The sequence below is a fragment of the Actinoplanes sp. NPDC051861 genome (assembly GCF_040681145.1).
Lineage (GTDB): Bacteria > Actinomycetota > Actinomycetes > Mycobacteriales > Micromonosporaceae > Actinoplanes.
This window is the reverse complement of the sequence record NZ_JBFAYE010000009.1, coordinates 242,861-266,747: the sequence shown is the minus strand read 5'-3', so window position 1 is coordinate 266,747 and position 23,887 is coordinate 242,861. Positions and strand designations below refer to the sequence as shown.

The following is a 23,887-nucleotide window of genomic DNA, read 5'->3' as shown; positions in this document are numbered from 1 at the left end:
GTCGTGATGGGCTCTGCCGCGTGCGCTTCCCGCGTGCGGATTTCGGGTTTGTATGGAGGCGAAAATCCACACGCGGAACTGGAAGGCCCGTGAACGCAGCGGCCGCGGCGAACGACGGACGAATCGGCCGGGTGCGGCAGTCAGGATGACCCGAGTGCACAACCTTGTCAGAGTGAGGTGTACCGCCGTCTCCCTCAGGCGCGGAAGGCGATCGTCCGGGCGAACGGCATGACCCGGCGTCGTGGGGTGATGGCCTGGGCGGGTCTGCTGGGGTTGGCCGGTTGCCTCGCGGTGGTCGGCGCCGCCCTTCTGGGTGCGGGTGGTTTGCAAACCTCGGCCGACGTGGCTCAGCTCGTGTCGGTGGTCCTGGCCGTCTCCGCCTTGGCGGCTCCCCTGCTGCCATGGCGCCGGGCCGCGGAGCCGGTGCCGGTGACCGCGGATACGCTCGCGACAGCCATGGACGTGCTGGCCGGGCTGATCGAGGTGCAATGGCGCGCCGAGGCGACGATGAGATCGCTGGACGACCCCGATCCGATCCCGGTGCGGTGGCACTCGGCTGACGACGCCCGGCTGGTCGATCATCCGGTGAACCTCGCCAGGACCGGGCCGCTGACCGCGTCCAGCGCCGACGTCACCGCCCTGGCCGGCGAGTTCCGCGCGATGCGCCGCCGCCGGCTGGTGATCCTGGGCGGGCCGGGCAGCGGCAAGACCACCCTGGCCGTCCAACTACTTCGGGAACTGGTGGCCACGCGGCAGGACCACGACGCGGAGCCGATACCGGTCCTGTTGTCGGTGGCCGGATGGGACACCACGCTGTTCCCCCGCCTGCAGGACTGGCTGGCGTCGCGGCTGGCGCAGGACTACCCGGCCCTGCGCGCCACCGGCCTCGGCGTCGACGTACCCGCCCTTCTCGCGTCACGCGGACTGATCCTGCCGATCCTGGACGGGCTCGACGAACTGCCGCTCGGCTCCCGGGCAGCGGTCGTCATCGCCATCAATCGTTCCCTGAGCGACACCGATCAGCTCGTGGTGACCAGCCGCACCGCCGACTACCGGCACGCCGTCGACACAGCCGGGGACGTGCTCACCTCGGCCATGGTCATCGAACCCGACCCGGTGGACCTGGCGACCAGCGCCGACTACCTCCGCCGATGCCTGCCCGCCCGGCCCGGACGGGTGTGGGAACGCGTCCTCACCAGCCTCAGCACCGCCACGCCGGGTGGTCCGGCCGCCGTGCTGGCCGAGGTCACGTCCACCCCGCTCGGGTTGTGGCTGTTACGCACCGTCTACCTCGCCCCGGCCGCCGACCCGGCAGACCTGCTCGATCCGCGCCGCTTCCCTACCGCCTCCACGCTGCGCACCCACCTGTTCGACCGGCTGATCCCCGCCCTGATCGACGCCCGGCCGCCCAGCGCCAACCCGGCTGAGCCGTTCCGGCCCCGCCGCCGCCACGACCCCACCCAGATGCGGCGCAGACTCGGTTACCTCGCCCGGCTCCTGACCCACCCCCACAACACCGACGGCACCCCACGCACACGAGACCTCGCCTGGTGGCACCTCGCCCGCACCACACACGCCCTCAACCTCACCACCAGACTCGTCATCGCCATCGGGATCACGCTCGCGGTCACCACAACGGCGACGGTCACGACGGGAATCGCGAGCGGAGTCGCTGAAGGTCTCACGCACGGGCTCGGCTACGGGCTGGCATTCGGACTTGTCGCCGGTCTTGTCGTCGCAGTCAGCGCACGGTTCTGGTCGAAGCAACTGCCGGGCTTCGCCGATCTTCGCCGGAACCGGCGTCCACCCTCACTCACGTCCGGCACGATGCTCCGCGGGATGGCAATCGGAGTCGCCACCGGCATTGCGATGGGGATCGTGGTCAGCCTCGACGCCGGGCGCGGCTACGGCCTGGCAGCCGGAACCGTCACGGGGCTCGCGGTCGGTTTCGCCTACCTGTTCTCGTCCACACTCACCGCGTGGGCCGAATCCCCGACCCGGGACGGGCAGGCTGACACGCCAACCGCCGCTTGGCGCGCCGACCGGGCCCTCAACCTCCTCCGCACCGCGGCAATCGGCGTCACCAGCGGGCTGTGTGGTGGTCTTGCCGGCGGATTCGCCGCCGGGCTCGCAGAAACCGCCGCGTTCGGCGGCGCGGTCGGGCTGACCTACGCGGTCACCATCGGACCCGCGGCCGGGCTCGTCGCAGGCCGCCATCACGCCTGGATGGCCTACCTCGTCACCACCACCCGGCTCGCCCTGGCCGGCGAACTTCCCCGGCAACTGATGTCCTTCCTGGACGATGCACACCGCCTCGGCCTGCTCCGCGTCGTCGGCCCCATCTACCAGTTCCGCCACGCCGAACTTCAGGACCACCTGGCCTCCGATCAGCACACACCGGCCGATTCCGGCGATAGCACGCTGCCGGGCACCTCGCCGGAAATGATTGCCTCATACGGCGGTCGAGGGCACTATCTCCATGGGTGACTGACAATTGCGGAGGCAGCGGGGCTGACATGGCTGGTTACTCGGGCACGCCGCTGCACCGCAAGCTCGGCATCAAGCCCGGTCACCGAGTCGCACTGCTCGACGCGCCGGCCGGCATCGCTCTCGATGGCCTGCCCGACGGGGTCGTCATCCGGCCCGGTCTTGCCGGCGACGCGCCGACCGACGTGATCGTGCTGTTCGTGACCGAACGCCGCGAGTTGCAGACCCGCCTCGACGAGGTCAGGCGCGGCATGGCCCAGGACGGCGGCTTCTGGGTCGCCTGGCCGAAGCGGGCGTCGAAGGTGCCCACGGACGTCACCGAGGACGTCGTCCGCGAGGTCGCGCTGCCGACCGGCCTGGTCGACAACAAGGTGTGCGCCATCGACGAGATCTGGTCGGGCCTGCGCCTGGTCATCCGCCGCGAGAACCGCATACCAGCCTAAGCTGGCGCAGTGACGTTCGTCGTTGCGGTCACGGCGTGCTTCGGGGTGGGGCTGGTGATGCTGGCCCCCGTTCTCGTCTGGCTGGCCGTGAAGAGCCGGCGCGACGCTCGGTGGGTTCGGCGGCATCCCGTCTCGCCCGCCGCGGCGGTGCGGCTGGGCGTCGCGCTTCCGCAGCGGTACGCGGTTTTCGGGCTGACGGCGCCGGGGCCGGCCGGGATGGTTCGCACGCTGCTCGCCGGGACACCCGCGGTGTGGTGCCGCACCGTGGTCTACACGCGGCGCAGCCTCGGTGAGGACCGGGGCGAGTTGCGCGTGCTGTTCGAGCAGACGTTCGGGGAGCCGTTCGGCGTATCGGACTCCACCGGCACGGCCGCGGTCTCCGGCAACTTTCTCGAGGCGTTCCTCTTCAACGGGCGTCCACCGCTCTGGCGGCGTACGCGTATCCCGGAGGGCCGGGCGGGCGAGCAACTGATCCACCGCGCCGTCGACGAGCTGACCGCGAAGCGGGACGAGCCGGGGCCGTACCTGCGGGCGGCGATCGAACGCGGCCTGGTCGGGCCGGGCGCGCGCCGCCGAGTCGACGAGGTGGGCGTTCTCGAGGAGTACATCGCGGCCGGTCAGCCGCTGCACGTGATCGGGAAGCCGGCCATGCTGGACGGCGGGGTGCCGGGGCTGACGATGCCCCGCACCGGGCGCTACCTGATCGTGAGCCGGGAGCCGGCCGAGACCGAGGCGGAGCTGGTCGGCGACGGGCGGTTCAGCCTGGGCTGCGGGCTCTGGGTGCTGCTCGCCGGCACCGTCGCGGTGGTCGTCAGCTTCGCCGTGGCGTACAGCGCGGGCCTCCTGGGTGAGGCTGTCGGCGGGTGATACTGGGCGGGTGGCTGACGGCTGGGTGCTGCATGTCGATCTCGACCAGTTCTTCGCGTCGGTCGAGGTGTTGCGCCGCCCCGAGCTGCGCGGCCGGCCGGTGGTGGTGGGTGGATCCGGCGATCCCGGCAGAGCGCGTACGGTGGTGGCCACCGCGTCCCGGGAGGCCCGCGAGTTCGGTGTGCGTTCCGGGATGCCGATGCGGATGGCCGCCCGGAAATGCCCCGACGCGGTGTTTCTGCCCACCGACATGCCGGCCTACCAGCAGGCTTCGGACCAGGTCATGGCCACGTTGCGGGGATTTCCCGTGCGGCTTGAGGTCTATGGACTGGACGAGGCCTTCCTCGGCGGTGACATCGACGACCCCCAGCGGCTCGCCGCCGACGTCAAGGTGGCGATCCTCGATCAGGCCGGGCTGACCTGCGCGGTCGGGATCGGCCGCAACAAGAACCAGGCGAAGATCGCCGCCCGGTTCGCCAAACGGGACCCGGCCGGCATCGCCACCCTGACCGACGAGACCTGGATGCCGGTCATGGGTGCCCGGCCGGTCGGCGATCTGTGGGGCGTCGGGCCGAAAACAGTCCAGAAACTCGGCGAACTGAGCCTGCCGACGATCGCCGACCTGGCAGCGGCGGACCTCGAGACGCTGCTGCAGCGTTTCCCTCGGCGGGCGGCCGAGTGGCTGTCCGTGATCGCCCGCGGCGGCGGCGACACCGAGGTGGTGACCGAGCCGCGGGTGGCCAAATCGCGCAGCAAGGAGGTCACGTTCGCCCACGACCTGACCGAACGCGCGGACATCGAACAGCAGCTGACCGCCCTGGCCCGCCGGCTCGGCACGGAGGTGGTCGAAGCCGGGCGGCAGGTGGCCGTGGTGGCAGTGACGGTGCGCTCCTCGAGCTTCTACACCCAGACACGCCAGGCGAAACTCCGCGGCGGCCCGAGCACCGACCTCGAGGTGATCTCCCGCGCGGCCCTGTCGGTACTGGAGAAGATCGAGCTGAGACGACCGGTACGCCTGCTCGGCGTCCGCGCCGACCTCGTCGACGAATAACAGGGTGTGATCCACGTCACGGTGGGTGGCGAACCCGGGGTGGGCGACGTTTCGTCTTGCTGGTTGTGAAGCGAAGTCTTGAGGCGGCTGACGAGGGTGAGCTCGTGCGCCGCACCGCTGCTGGGGAGCGGCGTGCGTTCGATGAGTTGTATCGGCGGACGGCGCCCTGGTTGCTCGCACGGTTGCGGCGGCGGTGTGCGGACGAGGATGTCGTCGCGGATGTGATGCAGGAGACCTACCTGGCCGTCTGGCGGGCGGCGGGGAGCTTCGCCGGGGCGAACGTGGGCGGTAGTGCGGTCGGATGGCTCTGGACGATCGCGGCGCATCGGCTGGTTGACGCGTTCCGGCGGCGGGCGCGGCTCAGCCAGGTGCCCGTGGCGCCGGTCACCGAGACGGTCTCCCCCGCCGCCGAGGACGAGGTGATGGCCGCGCGGGTCGGGCAGGAGCTGGAGCAGGCGCTGCTCGAACTGCCGCCGGAGGCGCGGCAGGTGCTGCGGGCCATGGTCCTCGACGGTTTCTCGGTCCGGGAGACGTCCCTGCTTCTGGGCGTACCGGAGAACACGGTGAAAACCCGGGCCCGCCGTGCCCGGATCGCTCTTCGGGAGGCGCTGTCATGAGCCCGCATCCGAGCCCCGCGGTGATCGCCCGCTACGCCGACCCGGCAGCCGACCTCGACGAGGTCGCGATGTGGTCGGTCGAGGTGCACCTGGAGGAGTGCGCGCACTGCCGCGCCGTGCTGGCCGGTAGTACCACGGACGGCAGCCGGGACCTGCTCGCCCGGGTGGCCGCCGGGCTGGACGCCGGGATCGGTGCCGGTCCCGCTCCGGCGCCCCGGCGGCGCTGGGCGGCGATGTACCACCGGTGGCTGGTCTGGCATCTGGTGCCGTGGCTGACCATGACCGTGACGGTCCTGGCCTGCGCGGTGGGGCTGCAGGCGGCGCGGCCGAGCCTGCCGTCGCTGGTGGCGCTGCTGGCACCGGTCGCGCCGCTGCCCGGCGTGGCGATCGCCTGGAGCAGGCGCGCCGACCCGGCCTGGGAGCTGATCGCCGGAACTCCGGCGGCCGGCCTCGGGATGCTGCTGCGGCGCACCGCCGGGGTGCTCGCGGTGGTGGTTCCGGCGCTCGCCCTGGCGAGTGAGCGCACCGGGACGTCGCTGGCCCTGACGCTGCTGCCCTGCCTGGCGTTCACCGCCGCGACCCTCGCGCTGGGCGCCGTCACCGGTGTCCGCCTCGCCGCGATCGGGCTCGGCACCGCCTGGACGGCCGCCGTCCTGGTCCCGGCCGTGGTCAACGCCGAACTTCCTCCGGTGCTGCGGCCCGGCGCCTCACCGTTCTGGGCACTGCTGGCTCTCGCCCTGGCCGCCGTCGCCGCACTCCGGGCCGCCGACTTCCGCCGCCTCTCCAGCCACAACTGACAAACCTCAAACCGAGAGGAAACACATGCGTACGGTGAGCGAGGCCGAGACGGCCCCCACCACCCATCCCTGGACGGTCCACGCGGAGGAGCTGCGGGTCCGCGCCGGCCGCCACCTGGCCGTCGACGGTCTGGACCTGGCACTCGGCACCGGCGTCCACGGACTGCTCGGCCCGAACGGCGCCGGCAAGACCACCCTGATGCGCGCCCTGGCCACCGTGCTGAAGCCGGCCGGCGGCAGGCTGACGCTGCTCGGCGAGCGGGTCGACGGCCGCGCCGACCTGCGGCGGGTGCGCCGCGGACTGGGCTACCTGCCGCAGCAGTTCGGGTTCTATCCCCGCTTCACCGTGCGGGAGTTCGTCGAGTACATGGCGTGGCTCAAGGAGATGCCGAAGACGGCCGTCCCGGGAGCGGCGCAGCGCGCGATCGAGCGCGTCGGCCTCGCCGACAGGGCGAACGCCCGCATGAAGACGCTCTCCGGTGGCATGCTGCGCCGGGCCGGTATCGCCCAGGCGATCGTCAACGACCCGGCCGTGCTGCTGCTCGACGAGCCCACCGTCGGCCTCGACCCGGAGCAGCGCCTCGACTTCCGCGAGCTGCTGCGCGACATCGGCACCGACACCTGCGTGCTGGTCTCCACCCACCTGGTCGAGGACGTCGCCGCCGCCTGCACCGACGTCGTGCTGATGGACCGGGGCCGCCTCGTCTACCAGGGCACCCCGGACGATCTGGCCGCACAGGGCGGCGAGCAGTACCCGGGCGACAGCCCGGCCGAGCGCGGCTACTCCGCACTGCTGCGCCGCCACCGTGAGGCGGGCCGATGAGCCGCGTCCTCGGCATCGAACTGCGCCGGTCCGCCGCGGCCGGAACCGCCCTGCTCCTCGCGGCGGCCGGTGCGCTGCTGCTGTACTTCACGGCCGAGGCGATGTTCTCGGCCGGATGGATGCAACTGGCCATGACCCAGCGGCTCTTCCTGGCCGTGCTGTGGCCGCTCGCGCTCGCCGCCGGCGCCTGGCAGGCCACCCGCGACCGCCGGTCCGGTGTGACCGAGCTGTTCGCCAGCACTCCCCGGCCGAGGGCGAGCCGGGTGGCGCCGACGCTCGTCACGATGGCCATCGCGGTGTTCGCCGGCTACCTGGCGATGGGTATCGCGGGGAGTCTGCGGATCATCGGCACCGCCGAGTATCTGCCGGTGCAGTTCGTCACCGTCACGGCCGTCGGCCTGCTCGCGCTGATCGCGGCGGTGTGGCTCGGCATGGCCGCGGGCCGCGCGCTGCCGTGGCTGGTCACCGCGCCGGCGCTGGCCGTCGCGGGGCTGGGGCTGCTGCTGCTCATCCCCGGCGCGACCAGGCCGCGTGGCTGGCTGGCGCTGGTGTTCTCGCCGATCTACGAGATGAACATGCCGGACGACTACGCCACCGTGCCCTTCCGGGCCAGCGTCTCGCAGGCCGTCTGGCTGGCCGCCCTGGCCGTCACCGCCGTGCTGCTGTTCGTCGCCGACAGCAGGCGCCTGCGCGTCGCCGCGGTGCTGCCGGTGGTGCTGGGGGCCGCCCTGGCGATCACGGTGATGCCCCACCAGGACCGGTACGTCACCGGCGCCGTCGACCCGGTGGCACGCGACCTGGTGTGCGACGAGGACGACCCGCGGGTGTGCGTCAGCCGCGTCCACACGGGGTTGCTGCCCGAGATCGTCGGACCGGCCCGGGACGCGCTGACGGCGCTGGCCCAGCTGCCCGGCGCGCCGGCCACGGTGCACGAGGACACCACCACCTATATCCCGGACGTCTATCCGCCGTGGCGCACCGACGTGACGATGTTCCGCGTCGAGGTCGGCAAGGACGGTCATCTCGTGGACCCGGACAGTGTCCTGCCGGAGGTGGTGGCCGGTGCGTTCGCCAGCCCGCCGGACTGCGAGGATCGCTCCGCACGCATGGCGGACCGGTATGCCGCCGCCCACTGGCTGATCGGCAGCGAACCGGTCGCACCCGAGACGTCCCCGGCCGAGATGGCCGAGGTGCCGTACGTCGCCGAGGCCGTGGAGATCTGGCGCGGCCTGCAGACGATGCCGGACGCGGAGGCGCAGGCCCGGGTCGAGCGGCTGCGCAAGGACGCGCTCGCGTGCACGGTCGACGGCGGGCTGAGCAAGCCGTGACCTGGATCGCGCTCTACCTGCGCTCCCGGCGGGCCCCGGCGGCACTGGTCGTGTCGATCGGCGGAGCGGCACTGATGTGGACATTGTGGTCATTGGCCTCGAACAGCCGCGCGGTCGGCGTACAAATGGTGATTTTGACTGTTCTTCTGCTCGTGGCCGCACTGACCGTGACTCTCGGCGGCCCGGACGACGCTCTGGAGGCGACCGCCTCGTTGCCCTGGCCGCCCCGCCGGATCGCGCATCTGGTGATCGCGTTCCTCCTCGTGGTGGTGCCGCTGCTGGCCACGCTGGCGACCGGTGCCCGATTCGAGCCGGTGGGCCTGGTGATCCGCGACGCGGCCGGGCTGCTCGGGCTGACCGCGCTGGGCGCCGCGACCGTCGGCACCGCGCGGGCCTGGTTCCTCCCGCTCGGCTGGACGCTCGCGGCGGCGCTGTTCCCCCAGCCGGAACCGCTGCTCGGGCGGATCCTGACGTGGCAGGCCCAGGCACCGGACAGCACCGCCGCAGGCCTCACCGCGGCCCTCCTGGCGGTCGGCGGCCTGGTGGTCTACGCGGCGAAAGGCCCGGTGACCAGGCTCTAGGCGGGCACGACGATCGGGGTGCCCGTCACCGGGTCGGGGACGATCACGCAGGCCAGGCCGAACACCTTGGCCACCAGCTCGGCGGTGATCACCTCGGCGGGCGGGCCTTCGGCGGCGATGCTGCCGTCGGCCATCGCGATGATGTGGTCGCAGAACCGGCTGGCCAGGTTGAGGTCGTGCAGCACCGCCACGATCGTCTTGCCGGACTCCTGGTTCAGCCGGCGCAGCAGCCGCAGCAGCTCGACCTGGTGGTTGATGTCCAGGAACGTGGTCGGCTCGTCGAGCAGCAGCAGATCGGTGTCCTGCGCCAGGGCCATCGCCACCCAGACACGCTGGCGCTGGCCGCCGGAGAGCTGCTGCAGCGGGCGGTCCGCCAGGTCAGCCGTGCCGGTCGCCTCCAATGCGCGGGCCACCGCCTCGTGGTCGGCGTCGGTCCAGCGGCGGAACCAGCCCTGATGCGGGTACCGCCCGCGGGCCACCAGGTCGGCGACGGTGACGCCGTCGGGGGCGACCGGGGACTGCGGCAGCAGCCCGAGCACCTTGGCGACGTCGACAGTGCTCATCTCGCTGATCGCCCTGCCGTCCAGGAAGACCGCGCCGGTACGGGGTTTGAGCAGCCGCGCCAGCCCGCGCAGCAGCGTGGACTTGCCGCAGGCGTTGGCGCCGACGATGGCGGTCACCTTCCCGTCGAGGATGTCGGCGGACAGGTCGGTGACGACCGTACGGTCGTCGTAGCCGAGGGACAGGCCCTGCGCGTTCAGCCGGCTCATCCGCCTACTCCCTGTCGGTTCGTGGTGGCCAGCAGCCACAGCAGGTACGGTGCGCCGACCGCGCCGGTGACCACGCCGGTGGGCAGGGCCGCCGGTAGCAGGTGCACGGCGACGAGGTCGGCGGTCAGCAACAGGGCGGCGCCGGTGAGGGCGGCCGCGGCGATGCCTCCGGTGGCCGGGCCGAGCAGCCGGTTGGCGACCGGGCCGGCGATCAGCGCGACGAAGATGATCGGCCCGGCGGCGGAGACGGCCAGGGCCACGAGCAGGACGGCGGTGGCCAGCAGGGCGGCGCGGCTGAGTTCGGTCCGTGTCCCGAGAGCTCTCGCAGTGTCGTCGCCGAGCTCGAGCGCCCGCAGGTGCCGTTGCAGCAGTACCGCCAGGGCCAGCAGCGCCGGCAGCGCGTACAGAAGAATTCGCAGTTCGCTCTCGCTGGCCTGACCCACCGAGCCGGTGTACCAGTGCATCGCCTGCCGGGCCTCGGTGAGCTTCGCGCGGCTGAGGACGTAGCCGATGAGCCCGTCGAAGAACGCGGCGACACCGATGCCGATCAGGATGAAACGGTAACCGCTGACCCCGTCGCGCCAGGCCAGTAAATACATCGCCAGTGCCGCGAACAGCGCGCCGCCGAGGGCGAAGGCGCAGACGACCAGGCCCGCGGCCTGCAGGAACACGATGCCACCGACGGCGGCGAGGCTGGCACCCGAGGTGACGCCGACGAAGTCGGGTGAGGCGAGCGGGTTGCGCAGCAGCTGCTGGAAGATCGTGCCGGAGGCGCCGAGGGCGAGGCCGACCGCGAGGCCGGTCAGGGCCGTCGGCAGCCGCAGGCCGCGCACCACGAAGTCGACGCCCGGGTTCTCCTCCAGGTGCAGCACCGAAATGATCACCTGACCGGCCGAGAGCCGGTAGCTGCCGACCATCATGGTCAGCACGAACAGCGCGGCGACGAGGCCGGCCAGCGCGGTCGTCACCCCGGCGGCGCGGACGGCCCGGTGGCGGCGGGTCACCCGCAGCGCGGTCAGCGTGGCGGTCGTCATGGGTCAGGCCTCCGTGAGCCGGGCATAGCGGACGATGCCCACGAACACCGGCGCGCACAGCACCGCGAGCACCACGCCGACCTGCAGCTCGCCGGGCGCGCCCGCGACCCGGCCGAGCACGTCGGCGAGCAGCAGCACGATCGGGGCGAGCAGCATCGAGTACGGCAGGATCCACCGGTAGTCCGGCCCGCAGATGAAGCGGGCCAGGTGCGGCACGACCAGGCCGATGAAGACGATCGGGCCGCAGGCGGCGGTGGCGGCGCCGGCCAGCAGCGCCACCACACCGAACGCGGCGGCACGGGTCAGCCGGACCCGCTGGCCCAGGCCGCGGGCCATGTCCTCGCCCAGGGCGAGCCCGTTGAGCGCGCGGCCGCAGCCCAGCGACAGCACCAGGCCGGCCAGCAGGAACGGCGCGACGCCGGTGAGGACCGGTGCGTACCGCCCGGCGAGCGAGCCGACCTGCCAGAACCGCAGCTCGTTGAGGGCGTCGAGGTTGGTCATCACGATCCCCGAGGTCAGCGAGCTGAGCCCGGCGGTGACGGCGGCGCCGGACAGTGCCAGCTTGACCGGGGTGGCGCCCTCGCGGCCCATCGACGCGATCGTGTAGACCAGGAAGATCGCGCCGATCGCACCGGCGAACGCGAACCAGACGTAGACACCGGCGCCGCGGACGCCGAGCACGGTGACGGCGAAGACCACGAACGCGGCCGCCCCCGAGTTGATCCCCATGATCCCGGCGTCGGCGAGCGGGTTGCGGGTCACTCCCTGCAGGACGGCGCCGGCTACGCCGAGCGCCGCGCCGGCCAAGATCCCCAATAGCGTACGCGGAACGCGCAGTTCGAGAGTCACGGTGCTGTTGATCGTCGGTTCGCCGAGGTTGCCCAGCGCACCCAGCACGTCCGGCAGGTCGATCGACCGGGACCCCTGGGTGACGCTGAGGAACGCGACGGCGGCGAGCACCGCGCACAGCACGACGAGCCCGGAGGCCCGCCGTGCCGTGTGGTCAATTACCGATGTTCTCATCGGCGGCGTTGATCGCCGTGGTCAGCTTCTCCAGCTCGACGGCGAAGTCACCGTAGGTGTGCAGCCAGTACGCCGGCCACGCCACGACGGCACCGGCCTTTGCCGCCTTGACCTCGAACCAGGTCGGCTGCTTCTTGCCGAACTCGGCGTTGAGGGTGTCCTTGTACGCGCGGCCGTCCCACAGGATCAGGTCGGGCTGGTACTTGTCGGCGTTCTCCCAGCTCAGCGTCTCCCAGTACGGGAAGTCGGCGTCCGGCGCGGCCGGGTTGAGCACCTTGAGGCCCCAGCGCTGGAAGTCGAGCAGCTCGGGGGCGTACTTCGGGTTGGCGACGTAGACCTTCTCGTCGGTCGGCGACATCCCGGCGGCGGTCAGGTTCGGCTTGGCCGCGGTGGCCGCCTTGAACGCGGTGACGGCGGCCTCGAAACGCTGCTTGTTCGCGGCGATCTGCGGGTCGTCCACCTTGGCGCCGAGGCTCTGGGCGAGCTTCTCGTACCCCTCGGCGAGGTCGACGATGGACTCGCCCTGCGAGACGCCGGCGATCGGGGCGAGCTCGGCGAGCTTCTTGCTCTTCTCGTCGACGCCCTCCTCCAGGCCGCTGTACGCCTTCTCGGCCGGCCACCAGTCGCCGACGATCAGGTCCGGCGCGAGCGAGGCCGCCTTCTCGACGTCGATCTTGCCCCACTCCTCCCCCAGGATCGTGATCCCGGTGAGGTCGAGGTCCTTGAGGTTGAGGTCGGTCTTGACCGGCTCGTCGGCGTAGATGCCGACCGGCTTGATGCCGAACGACATCAGCGCGGCCGCCTCACCGGCGTGCGCGATGATCCGCGTGGGCACCTTCTCCGCGGTGACGGTCTCACCGTTGCCGCTGGTGAACGACCAGGGCCCGGCGGCAGCGGCGGTGTTGTCGTCCTCGGAGGAGTTGCCGCATCCGGCGAGCAGAGCCCCGACGGTGGCGACGGCCAGGATCGAACGCCAGGTACGCATATGTGGACTGTCCATTTCACGCGGCAGCTAGTTAGGGCAGGCTAACCATAGTCTCCGGGAATGCAAAGTCACGGTTCCGCCTCTGTCCACATTCGGGGGTTGTGAGGACATTGATGATTGATTAGTTTTCGCCGTCGATGAGCGAAAATAGCCGGATCTGTCTGGTAGTGCCGACCAACCGCGAGTGCACCGCCACCCTGGCCGAGGTGGTCACCGAGGCCGAGTACGCCGAACAGCACCTCGGAGCGGATGTCCGTCTGCTGGTCCTGGACTCCTCGGAGGACTTCGAGTCACACGCAAAGGTCCTCGCCGAGTGCGCGAACGCCGTACATCTCGGTGAGACCGCCCAGCGGGAGTTCCTCACCCGGATCGTCCGCGAGGCCGCCCCGCCCGAACCCGGGCGCCTGCTCGACCTGCTGCTGCCGTCCCGGCTGTCCTACGGCGCCTGCACGAACCGGGCCTTCCTGATCGCCGCCGCGCTGGGCTGCGACTCGGTGCACCGCCGGGACTCCGATCTCTACTTCCAGACGTACGCGGGCCAGAAGGTCTTCCCGATCCACGCCGAACTGTCCGCACTGGGCCGCCGCGCCCGTGACGTCGTGGCCACCGAGAACCGCCTCGACCCCCGCCGCGGCGACGACATCGTCGCGATGGCCGGCGGCTCGTTCGTCGGTGAGATGTCGGTCGACATCGAGGACATCCGCGACCACGAGGGCTACTACGACCTGGTGAGCCTCTGGGCCGCGCCGGGCAGCACCGAGGCGGAGAAACGCGAGCTGGTCGAGGAGTCGTTCACCGGCAGCGCGCCCTTCGACGGCGACCACACGGTCCTCGCGGTCGTCGACCCGATGCGCGTCGACATGCACAACATCAGCTTCCACGGGCTGCACGAGCGGGTGCCGCTGCCGCCGGCCACTGACACGATCGGCAGCGACTACTTCCTCATCCACGTCGCCGACAAGGCCGGGCTGCCGGGCCTGCTGCACAACCGGCACATCGTCAACTTCCACACCGCCGAGCGCAAGAGCGACTCCGGCTTCCTGGCCTACCAGATGCGGTACGCCAAGTTCGTCCTGTCGATGTACTACTTCCACTACGTCTACCAGCGGATGACCAGCGACGACCCGGTCAGCATCGCGGCGCTGGCCCGCGAGAGCACCTGGCAGCCGCGCGAGCCGAACGCGGAACAGGCCCGGCTCCTGGAGAAGGCGTACCGGCGGCTCGGCGGGCGCTTCACCGCCGTGGCCGACCAGGTGCGCGACCGGCGCGAGACGCTGCTGCTGGAGGCCCGCCGCGACATCGAGGACTACGCGGATCTGATCGACGCGTGGGCAGGCCTGATGGCGGCCGCCCGTACGCATGCCTGAGCGCCTCCGCTCCCTCGAGGAGCGCGACTGGCCCGCGATCAGCTCCCTCGAGAAATCCACCTACGCCGGCAAGGGCCTGTCCGAAGACCTCACCGTGCTGCGCTCGCGGGCACATCCGTCCACGTCGTTCGTGCTCGACGTGGACGGGCGGGTCGGCGGATATCTGCTTGCCCTGCCCTATCCGCGGTGGCAGGTCCCCGACCTGTTGGTTCCGTCCGCCTTCGGCAGCGGGCCCGATCTGCACCTGCATGACCTCGTGATCGCCCCGGAGTTCCGCGGCCTCGGTTGGGGCAGACGCCTTGTCGATTCTGCGCGGGAATTTGCCCACGTTTCTCTCGTCTCGGTCGATGGGTCGGAGGGCTTCTGGGCGGCATGCGGCTTCCGCGCGCACCCCGAGATCGACGTGCCTGGATACGGCAAGGGTGCCGTCTACATGTCTCGCGACCTTCACCTGCCGGCCATGCGCTCTGCCTAGGGTTCCCCATTGATCTTTGTCATCGAAACGGGGGAACTTCATGACAGGACCACTTCGCCGTGCTCTCCTGACGGGCGCCGCGGCCACTCTGCTGGTGGCCACGTTCGGCTCGGCTCCCGCCGTCGCGGCGCCGTCGAACGACCCGACCTGCGCCACCGCGATCAACGGCACGCCGGCGTACGCGGAAGGACAGTCGGCTACCGGGTACGCCCTCAACGTCGGCGGCTGGAGCGAGACGGGGCCGGTCTGGAACCCGCCCGGCGACACGGCCGGCGCGCTCAAGCAGGCGGCCTTCCCGAACCTGATCAGCGCAGACTCGGTAGCCGCCGACGGCACGCCGGTTCGCAAGCACTACGCGCGCTTCTCCGAGGGTGCCGACTCGGTCACCGCTCCGGTCAAGAACGGGCAGGTGTACTCGCTCGACGGCGGCGTCACCTGGCCCACGTCGACCTACATCCAGGACCCGCCGCCCGCTCAGGGCGCGATCCGGCTGCGCGGCGGCGACCTGCTCAGCTTCGCCTTCAAACCGGTCGACGGTCTCGGCGGCGGGACCCGGACCACGCACATGGCGTACCGGTCGGCGGACGACGGTGCCACCTGGACGGCGTCGCCCACGACGTTCGACCTGGTGTCGAGCACGATCGGGGCGCGGGTTGCCGGGGTGCCGCTCGAACTGCCCGACGGAACCATCCTGGTCACCATGTACGGCACGTTCACCGACGGCCCCAACCACCGGGTCCAGCTGCAGGCCAGCACCGACGGCGGGCAGACGTTCAGCCGCCGTGCTGTCATCGCCAACGGCAACGCGAGCAACGGCTACAACGAGACCGCCATCGCCCAGCTACCCGGCGGCAAGCTGATCACCGTGATGCGTCACCAGGTGGCTGACGGCAACGGCGGGGTGTCGGCACTCGGAACCCCGGTCTGGAGCTCGTCGACCGACAACGGGTTCACCTGGACGGCGCTGCAGAACCTTCAGGTCTCTTTTCCGTACGGCTACGACCCGGTCAACGACTCGACGGGTGCGCTCGAGGCGGTCGCCCCCGACCTGAAGCTGATGCCGAACGGTGTGCTCGTGTTGCGCAGCGGCCGCCCGGACAACTGGGTCGCGATCTCCACCAATGGACAGGGCACCGGGTGGGTCGGGCAGTTGACCTACCGCAACTGCCCGACGACCGGAGCTCGTTTCCACGGCTCGACCGGGTATGGCGCGATCGACTACCTGTCCGCCAACCGGGCGATCGTGATCGGTGACACGTGTGAGACAACATGGTCCTGCCCGAACGGGGACAGCGGCTTCACGGTCAAGAAAGAGACGGAGATCTGGAAGCGCTGGATCGATGTACTCACACCTGATGTGGGCCGCATCGACCTCGCCACCAAGTACCGCAAGGGCGTCATCACGGTCAGCGGCAACATGACGTCCACTGTGCCGGGACATGTACGCGCTCGTGTTGACGGTACTTTCGACGGCAGTACTGAACACTGGTCAAGTGCAGTCAACACGAACGGCAACGGTACATACGTAATCAACCTTGACCGTACATATCCGCTCACCAAGATTGGTCTTGCCTTGCGCAACGGCCGTCAAGCCACCGGCCGTGTGTACCTGTCGTCGGACGGCGTCAACTGGGGCTCACCGGTCGTGAACGCCACTAATCGCACGCACCTGGCAATGGAGTACTTCACGCTCTCCGCACCGGCCAACGCTCGCTTCGTCAAGGTCGAGGCCGACGCCGGAACTGACGGCACCTCGTTCATCAACGAACTCGAGCTCTACTCGTCGATCAACTCGTTCGAGAACGACCCGGTCAACAACAGGCCGCGCGGCTTCAGCAACATCGTGACGTCGTGGCAGACCACGCGTACGCCCGAACTCGACGACAACGACAGCGCCTCGGCGTTGCGGATCATCGACACCAACCCGAACGCCATCTCTCAGGTGACCTGGAACAGCACTTCCGGGACCGCCAAGACGTTCGAGTTCCGTCTCAAGCCGGTCAGTCTCGTCGGCTTCCTGTTCGACCTGCTCGGCAAGGACGCGGCGGGGAACACGATCACGCCGTTCCACTTCGCCGTCGGGGCCAACGGTGAGGTCTCCCGCTACAACGGAAGTGCCTGGGTTCAGCTGACCGGAGCCGGCGCGGTGCCGGAGAACACCTGGTCGACGCTGACGGTCACGGTGAACACGTCGACGGCGGCGGTGTCACTCAACGGGACGGTCATCGCTACCGGGGTGCCGTACACGGCGAAGCCCGCCACCCTGCACGGCTACCGGCTCGCCAGCAACGGCACCGCGACGACGGGCGACAACTACCTGGTCGACGACGTGCTGTTCACCGCTACCCCTTAGGGTGGCACCGTTTGAACAATAGTGACAAATTGGACAGGCGGTCCGCATTCTCTACGTGACAATCTCCCGTCACGAAGGGACGAACATGTCCTCAACCAGGTGGATGCGGACCGCTGCTGTCGCGGTGGCCGTGCCGCTGTTCGCCGTCGTCGTCCCGGCGCCGGCCCCGGCGCTCGCCGAGCCGGACCCGGGGCCGGCGCGCGCTGAGCCGGACCCGGACCCGGACCCGGACAAACTCAAGGTCGCGGGATACAAGCTCGTCGCCAAGACGCCGGTCCGCGGGATCCGCCAGCCGGCCGGCAGTCCAGCCACGACGCCGGCCACGGTGAAGCTGACGCAGACCTGCGCGCCGCCGGCGATTCCGGTGAAGGGGACCACCACCTGCACCGTCACCGCCGAGAACACCGGCTTCACCCCGGCGGTCACCGACCTGACGTCGGCCACCCTGCCGCCGCTGATGTTCACCGGCGCCACAGGCGCCAAGGTCACCACGCCACTCTCGGTCAAGGCACCACGCGTCACCCTCGCCGCCGCGAAGCCGGCCGGGCCCAGCGCGGTCACGGCCGACGAGGGCGCCCTCTTCGGCTACATCCCGCTGGCGGCTTTCGGGGCTCCGGCCCGCGCGATCGGTGACGAGGAGATCATCGAGCTCGATGTTCCGGCGTTCCTGTTCAACGGAACGACGTACTCGAAGATCGGCATCTCGTCGAACGGCTATCTGGTGGCCGGCGGCGGCACGGCAGCCGACGTCGCCCCGACCGGCAACCTGCCTGACCCGGCGCGGCCCAACAACGTGATCGCCCCCTTCTGGACGGACCTGGACGGCACCGGCACCGCCGGCGTCCTCGCCGAGGTCCTCACCGACGGCGTCTCCGACTGGCTCGTCGTCGAGTGGCAGGGCAACGTGAAGGGCACGACGTCGCCACGGGTCTTCCAGGTGTGGATCGGGGTCAACGGCGTGCAGGACATCACGTTCGGCTACAACTGGGACACCATCAGCGACCCGGGCAAACCCCTCACCGTCGGCGCCGAGAACGCCGGCGGCATCGTGGGAGCCCGGCTGCCCGCCGGTACCCTGCCCACCACCGACCTGCGGGTGCTCAGTGCCGGCCCGCAACCCGGCGGCACGGTCTCCTACACGGTCACGCTCAAGGGCCTGACCCGCGGCGCCGGCAAGCTGGTGAGCACCGCCAAGGTCCAGGGAACCACCAAGCCGGTCACCGCCACGACCACGGTCACCGTCCAACGCTGACCGCGCGGCCCCGCCGGGCCGGCGTAAACGGTTACGCCGGCCCGGCGAGGGCCTCGGTCGGGGAGAGGCGGGCCGCGCGCATCGAGGGGTACACACCGGCGACCACGCCGATCGCCACCGCGCCGCCGAGGCCGGCGAGGATCGCTGCCGCCGGGAGGACCAGGGGCCAGCCGTGGTACGTCACGTAGGCAACCGTGGCAGCCAGTCCCAGGAGCGTCCCCAACACCCCGCCGAGTGCCGACAGCATGATCGACTCGGTGAGGAACTGGCCGCGGATCTGGCCCCGGCTGGCACCCAGGGCGCGGCGCAGGCCGATCTCGGAGCGGCGTTCCAGGACGGAGATGACCATGGTGTTGGCTACGCCGATGCCGCCCACCACCAGGGCGACCGCGGCGAGGGCGAGGAAGAGCGACGAGAACGTGCTCTCGGTGGCCCGTTTCGCCGCGAGGGCGTCGGAGGGGCGGCTGACCAGCACGTCGGCGGGGGTCTCGGGGTTCACCGTCTCGGGCAGGACGGAGCGCACCGCCTCGATGGACGGTTCGGCGCTCTGGACGTAGAGCGTCGTGGGACGGCCGTCGAAGCCCAGCTCAGCGCGGGCGGCGGGCCAGCCGACCAGCACCGAACGATCGATCTCGGGAAGCAGCGGCACGGCGGCGAGGATGCCGACGACCGTGAACCACCTGTCGCGGATCATCACCTGTGGTCCCGGGCCGCCGGGGTAGAGGCCGGGGATGCCGAGTCGCGCGGCCGCCACCGAGCCCAGGACCACGGCCGGGAACTCGCTGGTGGCCGCGGTGAGCCAGCTCCCGTGCCGGATCCGGGCGTTGATGGCCGGCAGCAGGTCGAGCCGCCCGGCCAGCACGGTCAGCCCGGAGCCGTCCCGCGGCTCGATCCGGTCCGAACGGCGCACCACCGAGTGTGTGTCGGCCACCGCGCTGACCAGGCTCACCGGCCCGATCCGTGCCACCATGCCCACCGACTCCTCGGGCAGGCGCGCCGGTGGCTCCCGGTCGGGGGTGGCGCTGACCTTCAGCATGTTCGTGCCCAGCGCGGAGAGCTCCCGCATCAGGTGGGCCTCGCTGGACGCCGGGATGCCGGTCACCACCGTCATGGTGGCGATCCCGATCGCGATGCCCAGCGCCGAGAGCACCGCCCGGCTCGCCCGGGTGCGAATACCGAGCAGCCCGAGCCACAACACATCAATCATGACTCGGAGTCGGCGACCAGGCGGCCGTCGAGCATCTCGAGGCGGCGGGGAAGGCCGGCGGCGATGTCGCGGTCGTGGGTGATCACCGCGATGGTGCTGCCCTCGCCGTGGAGGCGGTGCAGCAGTTCGAGTACCGCCTGGCCGTTGCGGGTGTCCAGGGCGCCGGTGGGTTCGTCGGCGAGGAGCAGGGCGGGGCGGTGGACGACCGCGCGGGCAATCGCCACCCGCTGGCGTTCGCCGCCGGAGAGCTGGTGCGGCAGGTGGCGGACGCGGTGTGACAGGCCCACGCGGTCGAGTGCCTCCAGGGCCAGCGGGCGACGGCGGGCGCGCGGGACTCCGGCGTAGAGCAGGCCCGTGGCCACGTTCTCGGCGGCGGTCAGGCCGGCGGAGAGGTGGAACTGCTGGAACACGAAGCCGAGCCGCCGGCCGCGCAGTGCGGAGAGCCGCCGGTCGGGGAGGCCGGCGACGTCCTGGCCGCCGATCGACACGGTGCCTGATGTGGGGCGGTCGAGCGTACCCATGATGTGCAGAAGGGTCGATTTGCCGGAACCGGACGGGCCGACGATGGCCAGCATCTCGCCCTCTGTGATGTCCAGGGAGACGTCGGTGAGGGCGCGGACCCCGCCGGGGTACGTCATGGAAATACTGTTCAACGACAAAACGGTCATGACGTGGTCACCACCACGGTGCCCTCGGTGAGGCCGTCGCCGCTGACCTCGACGAGCCCCTTGTCGAACATCCCGATCGTCACGGCGATCAGCCCGCCTCCGGGCGCCTGCACCGCGTAGCCGCCCTCGCTGAGCGCCACCAGCGCGCCGACCGGCACGGCGAGCACGTCCCGGTGGGTCTCGCCGGGGAGGTCGACCCGCACGTCGGCCGCGTCGATGCCGCTCAGGCTCTTCTCCTCGTCCACAGTGACCGTGATGACGCGCTTCGGAACGCCGGGCTCCTCGTCGGTGCGCAACGCCGTCCCGATGGCCGCGACGCTGCCCGGAACGGATTTGTCGCCGGGCAGCACCACGGTGACCGGGTCGCCGCGCCGGATCGCGCCGGTCTCGGACGGCTCGGCGGACACGGTGATCACCTTCGCGGTCGGCGTGACCGTCATCAGCGGTGCGGCGGCGTCGTCCCCACGCTGAGCGGTGATCGATTCGACGCGGACCGGTCCGGGCAGCACCACGACGTCGCCCACGCTGATACGCCCGGTCTCCGGCAGGTGGGCGTCACGCTGCCATCGCTTGATCGCGGCGAGCAGGGCCAGGGTCAAAACACCTTCACCCTTGCGTACGGCGACGCGCGTCGCCGCCGGTGCGGACGTTCCGGGAGCCGGAGCCGGGGACGGCGGCGCCTGGGTGACCGTCGTGCCGGGGCTCGGCTGTGTGCCGATGGCGTACCCGAGTTTCTTCAGGTTGGTAGCCACCACCCGCACGTCGCGCCCCACCGTCCCGGTCCGCTCCAGATCGCGATAGAGCGGCACCTGCCCGTAGAACAACTGCACCGGCTGGTCGTCGACCCGGAAGACCTGGCCGCCCCGGCTGATCGCGGCTCCCGGGCGGGGCAGCCAGGTGACCATCCCCGCCCGGGTGCCCTTCAGCGGTTCCGCGGCGCCGAAGCCGAGCGTGCCGGTCAGCGAGCGGGTGGCGGAGAGGTCGGTTCTGACGACCTCCGCGGTCCGGACCGCGACCGGCGTCTCGACGCTGGGCGCGGAGGTTCCGCGCTTCGCGACCAGGACGCCGGCCGTGGCCGCGATCGCCGCGGCCAGCACCACCGGCACGATCAGCCGCCGGCGGCTCCGCGGCGGTGACGATTCGTAGAGCATCGGGCGATCATGGCGGCGAAACTTGTGGAACCTGTCAGGGTTTCCCGGCGCGGATCGCCGGGCACGGACGGGTGTGATGAAAACCGGAGACCTGATGGGCGGCCGGTTCCGGCTGCGGGACCGGCTCGGTGCCGGCGGCATGTCGGTGGTGTGGCGTGCGCACGACGAGGTGCTGGGCCGGGACGTGGCGATCAAGGTGCTCTCGGCCGGCCTGGCCCGGAACCCGGCGCTGCTGGTGCGCATCCGGGACGAGGCGCGGGCCGTCGCCCGGCTGCGGCATCCGAACATCGTTGACGTGTACGACTACGGCGAGGAGCCCAGCCGCCTGCCCTATGTGGTGATGGAGGTCGTGGCGGGCCGCTCGCTGTCACAGCTGCTGAGCGGCGGCCCGCTCCCGTGGCGCCTGGCCGTCCTGATCGGCGCGCAGGTGGCGGCGGCGCTGGCCGCGGCGCACGAGCGCGGCGTCGTGCACCGGGACGTCAAGCCCGCCAACGTCGTGGTCTCCGGCGCCCGGGTGAAGCTGGTCGACTTCGGCATCTCGGCGGTGTCCGGCGCCGACGACCGGGCGGCGGGCGAGCTGCTGGGCACACCGGCCTACCTGGCACCGGAACGCCTGGAGCACGGCGTGGTCCGCCCGGCGACCGACGTGTACGCGACCGGCCTGCTCCTATACCAGTCGCTGACCGGCCGCCTGCCGTGGGCGGCCTCGACCGCCACCGAGATGCTGCGGGCGCACCGCTACCAGGAGCCGTCCGCCCTCCCCCGCATCGCCGGTCTGCCCGCCGAGGTGGCCGCCCTGTGCCGGCAGTGCCTGTCGAAGGATCCCGCCCGCCGCCCGAGCGCCGCGGCGGTGGCCACGGTCCTGGCCGCCGCCGCCGAACTCGACACGACAGTCCTGGACCTGCCCGCCGGCGTCACCGGCACGCCCGAGCCGGGCCGTGTCAGGGCCGCTGCCTTCGTGCCGACCCGCGCCATCACCGGGACCGCGGCCGGCGGAGGCCGCCACTCGAAGCAGATCGCCGTCATCGCCGCAGCGGTGCTGCTGACGTCCGCCGGTGTGGCCGCCGCGACGCTGCCGTCCGATCCCCCGGCGCCGGTCATCCGGGCCGGTGTCGCCTCCGCACCGACAAGCCGGGCCACGACCACGACCACGCCGGTGCGCATCACCACCGAGACGAGGAGAACTGAGCGGGCCGCGAAACCGGTGAAGCTCGCGGAGCCGGCCCACCCCGTCAAGGCACCGAAACCACCGAAGGCGAAGGAAGCCGGGCCGGGCAAGGCCCGGCCCGGCAAAGGTTGATCAGACCAGGGCGTACCCGGTCGCGTAGCAGGGAGTGGCGGTCAGCGAGTAGATGCCCGGATAGGGCAGATACCCGTAGAAGATGTTGCCGTTGCTGCACAGGACGTAGACCGTCGCCGGGATCACCACCGAGCAGCCGAGGTACGACGTCACACCGTCGTACCTGTCGAACGTGCAGAACCCGGGCAGCGGCGCGCGGGCGGCGGCACCGGTGGTCACGGCGCCGACCCGCTTGGCGGCGGCCGGCAGCTTCACCGCCTTGCTGATCTTCGCGCGGTCGATCGCCTGGCGGGGCAGCGCCGCCCCGGTGGCGACCCGGTCCCCGTTGCCGGTCGCGGCCTGCGCCGGAGCGGCCAGAGCGGCCGCTCCCACGAGCGAGACCGCGGTCACGAGCAGTGCCAGCAGCGCCGAGCGGAACGTGCGTGTCATCTCCACCTCCGTGGGACTCACCTTTGTGGACGTCCTCAGCCTTCCGGCGAGCGTTGGACAGGCACTGGACGATGACCGGACAGCAGTTCCCGGTACGCCGAGACGAGGTCCGGCGCGGGGTCGACACCCAGCTCCTCGGCGAGCCGCAGACGGGTGGCCCGGTAGACCTCGAACGCCCGGGCGCGCTGCCCCGCGGCGTGGCAGGCCCGCACGAGCCGTGCCTGCGCGGCCTCGTCGAGCGGATGCCGCATCGCGTCCTCGGCGAGCATCGCGAGCACCTCGGTGGACCGTCCGGCGGCGGTCATCAGCTCGCCGTACCGCGCCACCACCTGCCGGTGCTCCACGACCAGCGCGGTGACACCGGGATGCGCGGCGAGCAGCGGGACGTCGGCCAGCGGCGGGCCGTGCCAGAGGGCGAGCGCCAGACCGTACGCGGCGAGAGCACCGGTGGTGTCGTCGATCCGCTCGGCCCGGCGGGCGGCGCGCACCGACTGCCGGAACCGGAGCACGTCCACGGTGGCGTCCTCGGCGGCGAACGCGTACCCGTCGGCGACGGCCGGCAGCGCGGCGCTCCTGGCCCGCGGCAACCGGCCGGGCTCCAGGCATCGGCGCAGGCGTTTGGCGTACGTCTGAAGGATGTTGGCCGCGGCACGCGGTGCCTCGACCGGCCACAGTGCCTCGACCATCGCCTGCCTGGTCAGCGGCTGACCACCGGCGAGGATCAGCAGGCCGAACAGCGCACGCTGCCCGGGCGGGCCGAGGTCGGCCTCCGTGCCGTCGCGCCAAACCCGGGTCCGGCCGAGAATCTGCACATCCAGCATTTGCGGTCCCCCATCTCCGACGTCGGGGGTGGTTCGGAACCGGGGGCGCCTCGGATAG

23 protein-coding genes are annotated in these 23,887 nt (G+C 71.3%); 14 read left to right on the top strand and 9 right to left on the bottom strand.

Annotated features, from left to right (window positions below; genetic code table 11):
• The first annotated feature begins 228 nt into the window (after positions 1 to 228).
• The 9 genes from AB0M02_RS24790 to AB0M02_RS24750 all read left to right on the top strand — a co-directional run bounded on the left by AB0M02_RS24790 (position 229) and on the right by AB0M02_RS24750 (position 8,994).
• Positions 229 to 2,487, top strand: coding sequence for an NACHT domain-containing protein (locus AB0M02_RS24790; protein WP_364230473.1), 2,259 nt, complete (start codon positions 229 to 231; stop codon positions 2,485 to 2,487).
• A 29-nt stretch (positions 2,488 to 2,516) separates the two neighbouring features.
• Positions 2,517 to 2,930, top strand: coding sequence for a DUF3052 domain-containing protein (locus AB0M02_RS24785; RefSeq protein ID WP_364230471.1), 414 nt, complete (start codon positions 2,517 to 2,519; stop codon positions 2,928 to 2,930).
• A 9-nt stretch (positions 2,931 to 2,939) separates the two neighbouring features.
• On the top strand, positions 2,940 to 3,797 hold the full coding sequence (locus AB0M02_RS24780) for a hypothetical protein (RefSeq protein ID WP_364230469.1): 858 nt from the start codon (positions 2,940 to 2,942) through the stop codon (positions 3,795 to 3,797).
• A 10-nt stretch (positions 3,798 to 3,807) separates the two neighbouring features.
• Positions 3,808 to 4,848 (top strand): DNA polymerase IV, encoded by a 1,041-nt coding sequence (locus AB0M02_RS24775; RefSeq protein ID WP_364230468.1) that lies wholly within the window; start codon positions 3,808 to 3,810, stop codon positions 4,846 to 4,848.
• A 65-nt stretch (positions 4,849 to 4,913) separates the two neighbouring features.
• Entirely contained in the window at positions 4,914 to 5,465 is a 552-nt protein-coding gene (locus AB0M02_RS24770; protein WP_364230467.1) for an RNA polymerase sigma factor, read from the top strand.
• Positions 5,462 to 6,262, top strand: coding sequence for a hypothetical protein (locus AB0M02_RS24765; RefSeq protein WP_364230464.1), 801 nt, complete (start codon positions 5,462 to 5,464; stop codon positions 6,260 to 6,262). The genes AB0M02_RS24770 and AB0M02_RS24765 overlap by 4 nt, the downstream gene beginning before the upstream one ends.
• A gap of 25 nt (positions 6,263 to 6,287) precedes the next feature.
• The gene (locus AB0M02_RS24760) at positions 6,288 to 7,085 is read left to right on the top strand and encodes an ABC transporter ATP-binding protein (RefSeq protein ID WP_364230463.1); all 798 of its coding nucleotides are present in this window, start codon (positions 6,288 to 6,290) and stop codon (positions 7,083 to 7,085) included.
• Complete coding sequence (locus tag AB0M02_RS24755) at positions 7,082 to 8,413, top strand: hypothetical protein (RefSeq protein WP_364230461.1); 1,332 nt, start codon at positions 7,082 to 7,084, stop codon at positions 8,411 to 8,413. Before AB0M02_RS24760 ends, AB0M02_RS24755 begins: the two co-directional genes overlap by 4 nt.
• On the top strand, positions 8,410 to 8,994 hold the full coding sequence (locus AB0M02_RS24750) for a hypothetical protein (RefSeq protein WP_364230458.1): 585 nt from the start codon (positions 8,410 to 8,412) through the stop codon (positions 8,992 to 8,994). The genes AB0M02_RS24755 and AB0M02_RS24750 overlap by 4 nt, the downstream gene beginning before the upstream one ends.
• Here AB0M02_RS24750 and AB0M02_RS24745 read toward each other — a convergent pair.
• From AB0M02_RS24745 to AB0M02_RS24730, 4 genes are read right to left on the bottom strand one after another with little or no spacing between them, the layout of a single operon-like run.
• The gene (locus AB0M02_RS24745; protein WP_364230456.1) at positions 8,991 to 9,764 is read right to left on the bottom strand and encodes an ABC transporter ATP-binding protein; all 774 of its coding nucleotides are present in this window, start codon (positions 9,762 to 9,764) and stop codon (positions 8,991 to 8,993) included. The genes AB0M02_RS24750 and AB0M02_RS24745 overlap by 4 nt on opposite strands.
• Positions 9,761 to 10,798, bottom strand: coding sequence for an iron chelate uptake ABC transporter family permease subunit (locus tag AB0M02_RS24740; protein ID WP_364230455.1), 1,038 nt, complete (start codon positions 10,796 to 10,798; stop codon positions 9,761 to 9,763). The genes AB0M02_RS24745 and AB0M02_RS24740 overlap by 4 nt, the downstream gene beginning before the upstream one ends.
• A 3-nt stretch (positions 10,799 to 10,801) precedes the next feature.
• A complete protein-coding gene (locus AB0M02_RS24735; protein WP_364230453.1) occupies positions 10,802 to 11,821 on the bottom strand; it encodes an iron chelate uptake ABC transporter family permease subunit in 1,020 nt (339 codons plus the stop codon).
• Positions 11,802 to 12,806: an ABC transporter substrate-binding protein gene (locus AB0M02_RS24730; protein ID WP_364230451.1), complete on the bottom strand. Its 1,005-nt coding sequence runs from the start codon at positions 12,804 to 12,806 to the stop codon at positions 11,802 to 11,804. Before AB0M02_RS24730 ends, AB0M02_RS24735 begins: the two co-directional genes overlap by 20 nt.
• Positions 12,807 to 12,943: 137 nt before the next feature.
• Here AB0M02_RS24730 and AB0M02_RS24725 point away from each other — a divergent pair, with 137 nt between their 5' ends.
• From AB0M02_RS24725 to AB0M02_RS24710, 4 genes are all read left to right on the top strand, one after another.
• The gene (locus AB0M02_RS24725) at positions 12,944 to 14,173 is read left to right on the top strand and encodes a DUF6271 family protein (protein WP_364230448.1); all 1,230 of its coding nucleotides are present in this window, start codon (positions 12,944 to 12,946) and stop codon (positions 14,171 to 14,173) included.
• Positions 14,166 to 14,648: a GNAT family N-acetyltransferase gene (locus AB0M02_RS24720; RefSeq protein ID WP_364230446.1), complete on the top strand. Its 483-nt coding sequence runs from the start codon at positions 14,166 to 14,168 to the stop codon at positions 14,646 to 14,648. Before AB0M02_RS24725 ends, AB0M02_RS24720 begins: the two co-directional genes overlap by 8 nt.
• Positions 14,649 to 14,688: 40 nt before the next feature.
• Positions 14,689 to 17,001 carry an exo-alpha-sialidase gene (locus AB0M02_RS24715; RefSeq protein ID WP_364230445.1) on the top strand — a complete coding sequence of 771 codons (2,313 nt, stop codon included), beginning with the start codon at positions 14,689 to 14,691 and terminating at the stop codon, positions 16,999 to 17,001.
• Positions 17,002 to 17,086: 85 nt separating this feature from the next.
• Positions 17,087 to 18,253, top strand: a complete 1,167-nt coding sequence (locus AB0M02_RS24710; RefSeq protein ID WP_364230443.1) for a hypothetical protein — start codon at positions 17,087 to 17,089, stop codon at positions 18,251 to 18,253.
• Positions 18,254 to 18,284: 31 nt separating this feature from the next.
• Here AB0M02_RS24710 and AB0M02_RS24705 read toward each other — a convergent pair whose 3' ends face one another.
• From AB0M02_RS24705 to AB0M02_RS24695, 3 genes are read right to left on the bottom strand one after another with little or no spacing between them, the layout of a single operon-like run.
• Positions 18,285 to 19,460 carry an ABC transporter permease gene (locus AB0M02_RS24705; protein WP_364230441.1) on the bottom strand — a complete coding sequence of 392 codons (1,176 nt, stop codon included), beginning with the start codon at positions 19,458 to 19,460 and terminating at the stop codon, positions 18,285 to 18,287.
• Positions 19,457 to 20,128 (bottom strand): ABC transporter ATP-binding protein, encoded by a 672-nt coding sequence (locus AB0M02_RS24700; protein WP_364230440.1) that lies wholly within the window; start codon positions 20,126 to 20,128, stop codon positions 19,457 to 19,459. Before AB0M02_RS24700 ends, AB0M02_RS24705 begins: the two co-directional genes overlap by 4 nt.
• Positions 20,125 to 21,279 carry an efflux RND transporter periplasmic adaptor subunit gene (locus AB0M02_RS24695; protein WP_364230439.1) on the bottom strand — a complete coding sequence of 385 codons (1,155 nt, stop codon included), beginning with the start codon at positions 21,277 to 21,279 and terminating at the stop codon, positions 20,125 to 20,127. Before AB0M02_RS24695 ends, AB0M02_RS24700 begins: the two co-directional genes overlap by 4 nt.
• Positions 21,280 to 21,355: 76 nt before the next feature.
• Between AB0M02_RS24695 and AB0M02_RS24690 the strand changes: the two genes are divergently transcribed.
• Positions 21,356 to 22,579 (top strand): serine/threonine-protein kinase, encoded by a 1,224-nt coding sequence (locus tag AB0M02_RS24690; RefSeq protein ID WP_364230438.1) that lies wholly within the window; start codon positions 21,356 to 21,358, stop codon positions 22,577 to 22,579.
• On the opposite strand, the gene AB0M02_RS24685 is transcribed toward AB0M02_RS24690, so the two are convergent.
• Together AB0M02_RS24685 and AB0M02_RS24680 are read right to left on the bottom strand one after the other, a co-directional pair.
• Positions 22,580 to 23,008: a hypothetical protein gene (locus tag AB0M02_RS24685; RefSeq protein WP_364230436.1), complete on the bottom strand. Its 429-nt coding sequence runs from the start codon at positions 23,006 to 23,008 to the stop codon at positions 22,580 to 22,582.
• A 35-nt stretch (positions 23,009 to 23,043) separates the two neighbouring features.
• Positions 23,044 to 23,829 carry a BTAD domain-containing putative transcriptional regulator gene (locus tag AB0M02_RS24680; protein ID WP_364230434.1) on the bottom strand — a complete coding sequence of 262 codons (786 nt, stop codon included), beginning with the start codon at positions 23,827 to 23,829 and terminating at the stop codon, positions 23,044 to 23,046.
• Between the last annotated feature and the right edge of the window lie 58 nt (positions 23,830 to 23,887).

Excerpts from the sequence above, each read along its gene's own strand:
- AB0M02_RS24790 (WP_364230473.1), top strand. The coding sequence starts at position 229 with ATGACCCGGCGTCGTGGGGTGATGGCCTGGGCGGGTCTGCTGGGGTTG.
- AB0M02_RS24785 (WP_364230471.1), top strand. The coding sequence starts at position 2,517 with ATGGCTGGTTACTCGGGCACGCCGCTGCACCGCAAGCTCGGCATCAAG.
- AB0M02_RS24765 (WP_364230464.1), top strand. The coding sequence starts at position 5,462 with ATGAGCCCGCATCCGAGCCCCGCGGTGATCGCCCGCTACGCCGACCCG.
- AB0M02_RS24760 (WP_364230463.1), top strand. The coding sequence starts at position 6,288 with ATGCGTACGGTGAGCGAGGCCGAGACGGCCCCCACCACCCATCCCTGG.
- AB0M02_RS24755 (WP_364230461.1), top strand. The coding sequence starts at position 7,082 with ATGAGCCGCGTCCTCGGCATCGAACTGCGCCGGTCCGCCGCGGCCGGA.
- AB0M02_RS24745 (WP_364230456.1), bottom strand. The coding sequence starts at position 9,764 with ATGAGCCGGCTGAACGCGCAGGGCCTGTCCCTCGGCTACGACGACCGT.
- AB0M02_RS24740 (WP_364230455.1), bottom strand. The coding sequence starts at position 10,798 with ATGACGACCGCCACGCTGACCGCGCTGCGGGTGACCCGCCGCCACCGG.
- AB0M02_RS24735 (WP_364230453.1), bottom strand. The coding sequence starts at position 11,821 with ATGAGAACATCGGTAATTGACCACACGGCACGGCGGGCCTCCGGGCTC.
- AB0M02_RS24730 (WP_364230451.1), bottom strand. The coding sequence starts at position 12,806 with ATGCGTACCTGGCGTTCGATCCTGGCCGTCGCCACCGTCGGGGCTCTG.
- AB0M02_RS24725 (WP_364230448.1), top strand. The coding sequence starts at position 12,944 with ATGAGCGAAAATAGCCGGATCTGTCTGGTAGTGCCGACCAACCGCGAG.
- AB0M02_RS24720 (WP_364230446.1), top strand. The coding sequence starts at position 14,166 with ATGCCTGAGCGCCTCCGCTCCCTCGAGGAGCGCGACTGGCCCGCGATC.
- AB0M02_RS24715 (WP_364230445.1), top strand. The coding sequence starts at position 14,689 with ATGACAGGACCACTTCGCCGTGCTCTCCTGACGGGCGCCGCGGCCACT.
- AB0M02_RS24710 (WP_364230443.1), top strand. The coding sequence starts at position 17,087 with ATGTCCTCAACCAGGTGGATGCGGACCGCTGCTGTCGCGGTGGCCGTG.
- AB0M02_RS24705 (WP_364230441.1), bottom strand. The coding sequence starts at position 19,460 with ATGATTGATGTGTTGTGGCTCGGGCTGCTCGGTATTCGCACCCGGGCG.
- AB0M02_RS24700 (WP_364230440.1), bottom strand. The coding sequence starts at position 20,128 with ATGACCGTTTTGTCGTTGAACAGTATTTCCATGACGTACCCCGGCGGG.
- AB0M02_RS24695 (WP_364230439.1), bottom strand. The coding sequence starts at position 21,279 with ATGCTCTACGAATCGTCACCGCCGCGGAGCCGCCGGCGGCTGATCGTG.
- AB0M02_RS24690 (WP_364230438.1), top strand. The coding sequence starts at position 21,356 with ATGAAAACCGGAGACCTGATGGGCGGCCGGTTCCGGCTGCGGGACCGG.
- AB0M02_RS24685 (WP_364230436.1), bottom strand. The coding sequence starts at position 23,008 with ATGACACGCACGTTCCGCTCGGCGCTGCTGGCACTGCTCGTGACCGCG.
- AB0M02_RS24680 (WP_364230434.1), bottom strand. The coding sequence starts at position 23,829 with ATGCTGGATGTGCAGATTCTCGGCCGGACCCGGGTTTGGCGCGACGGC.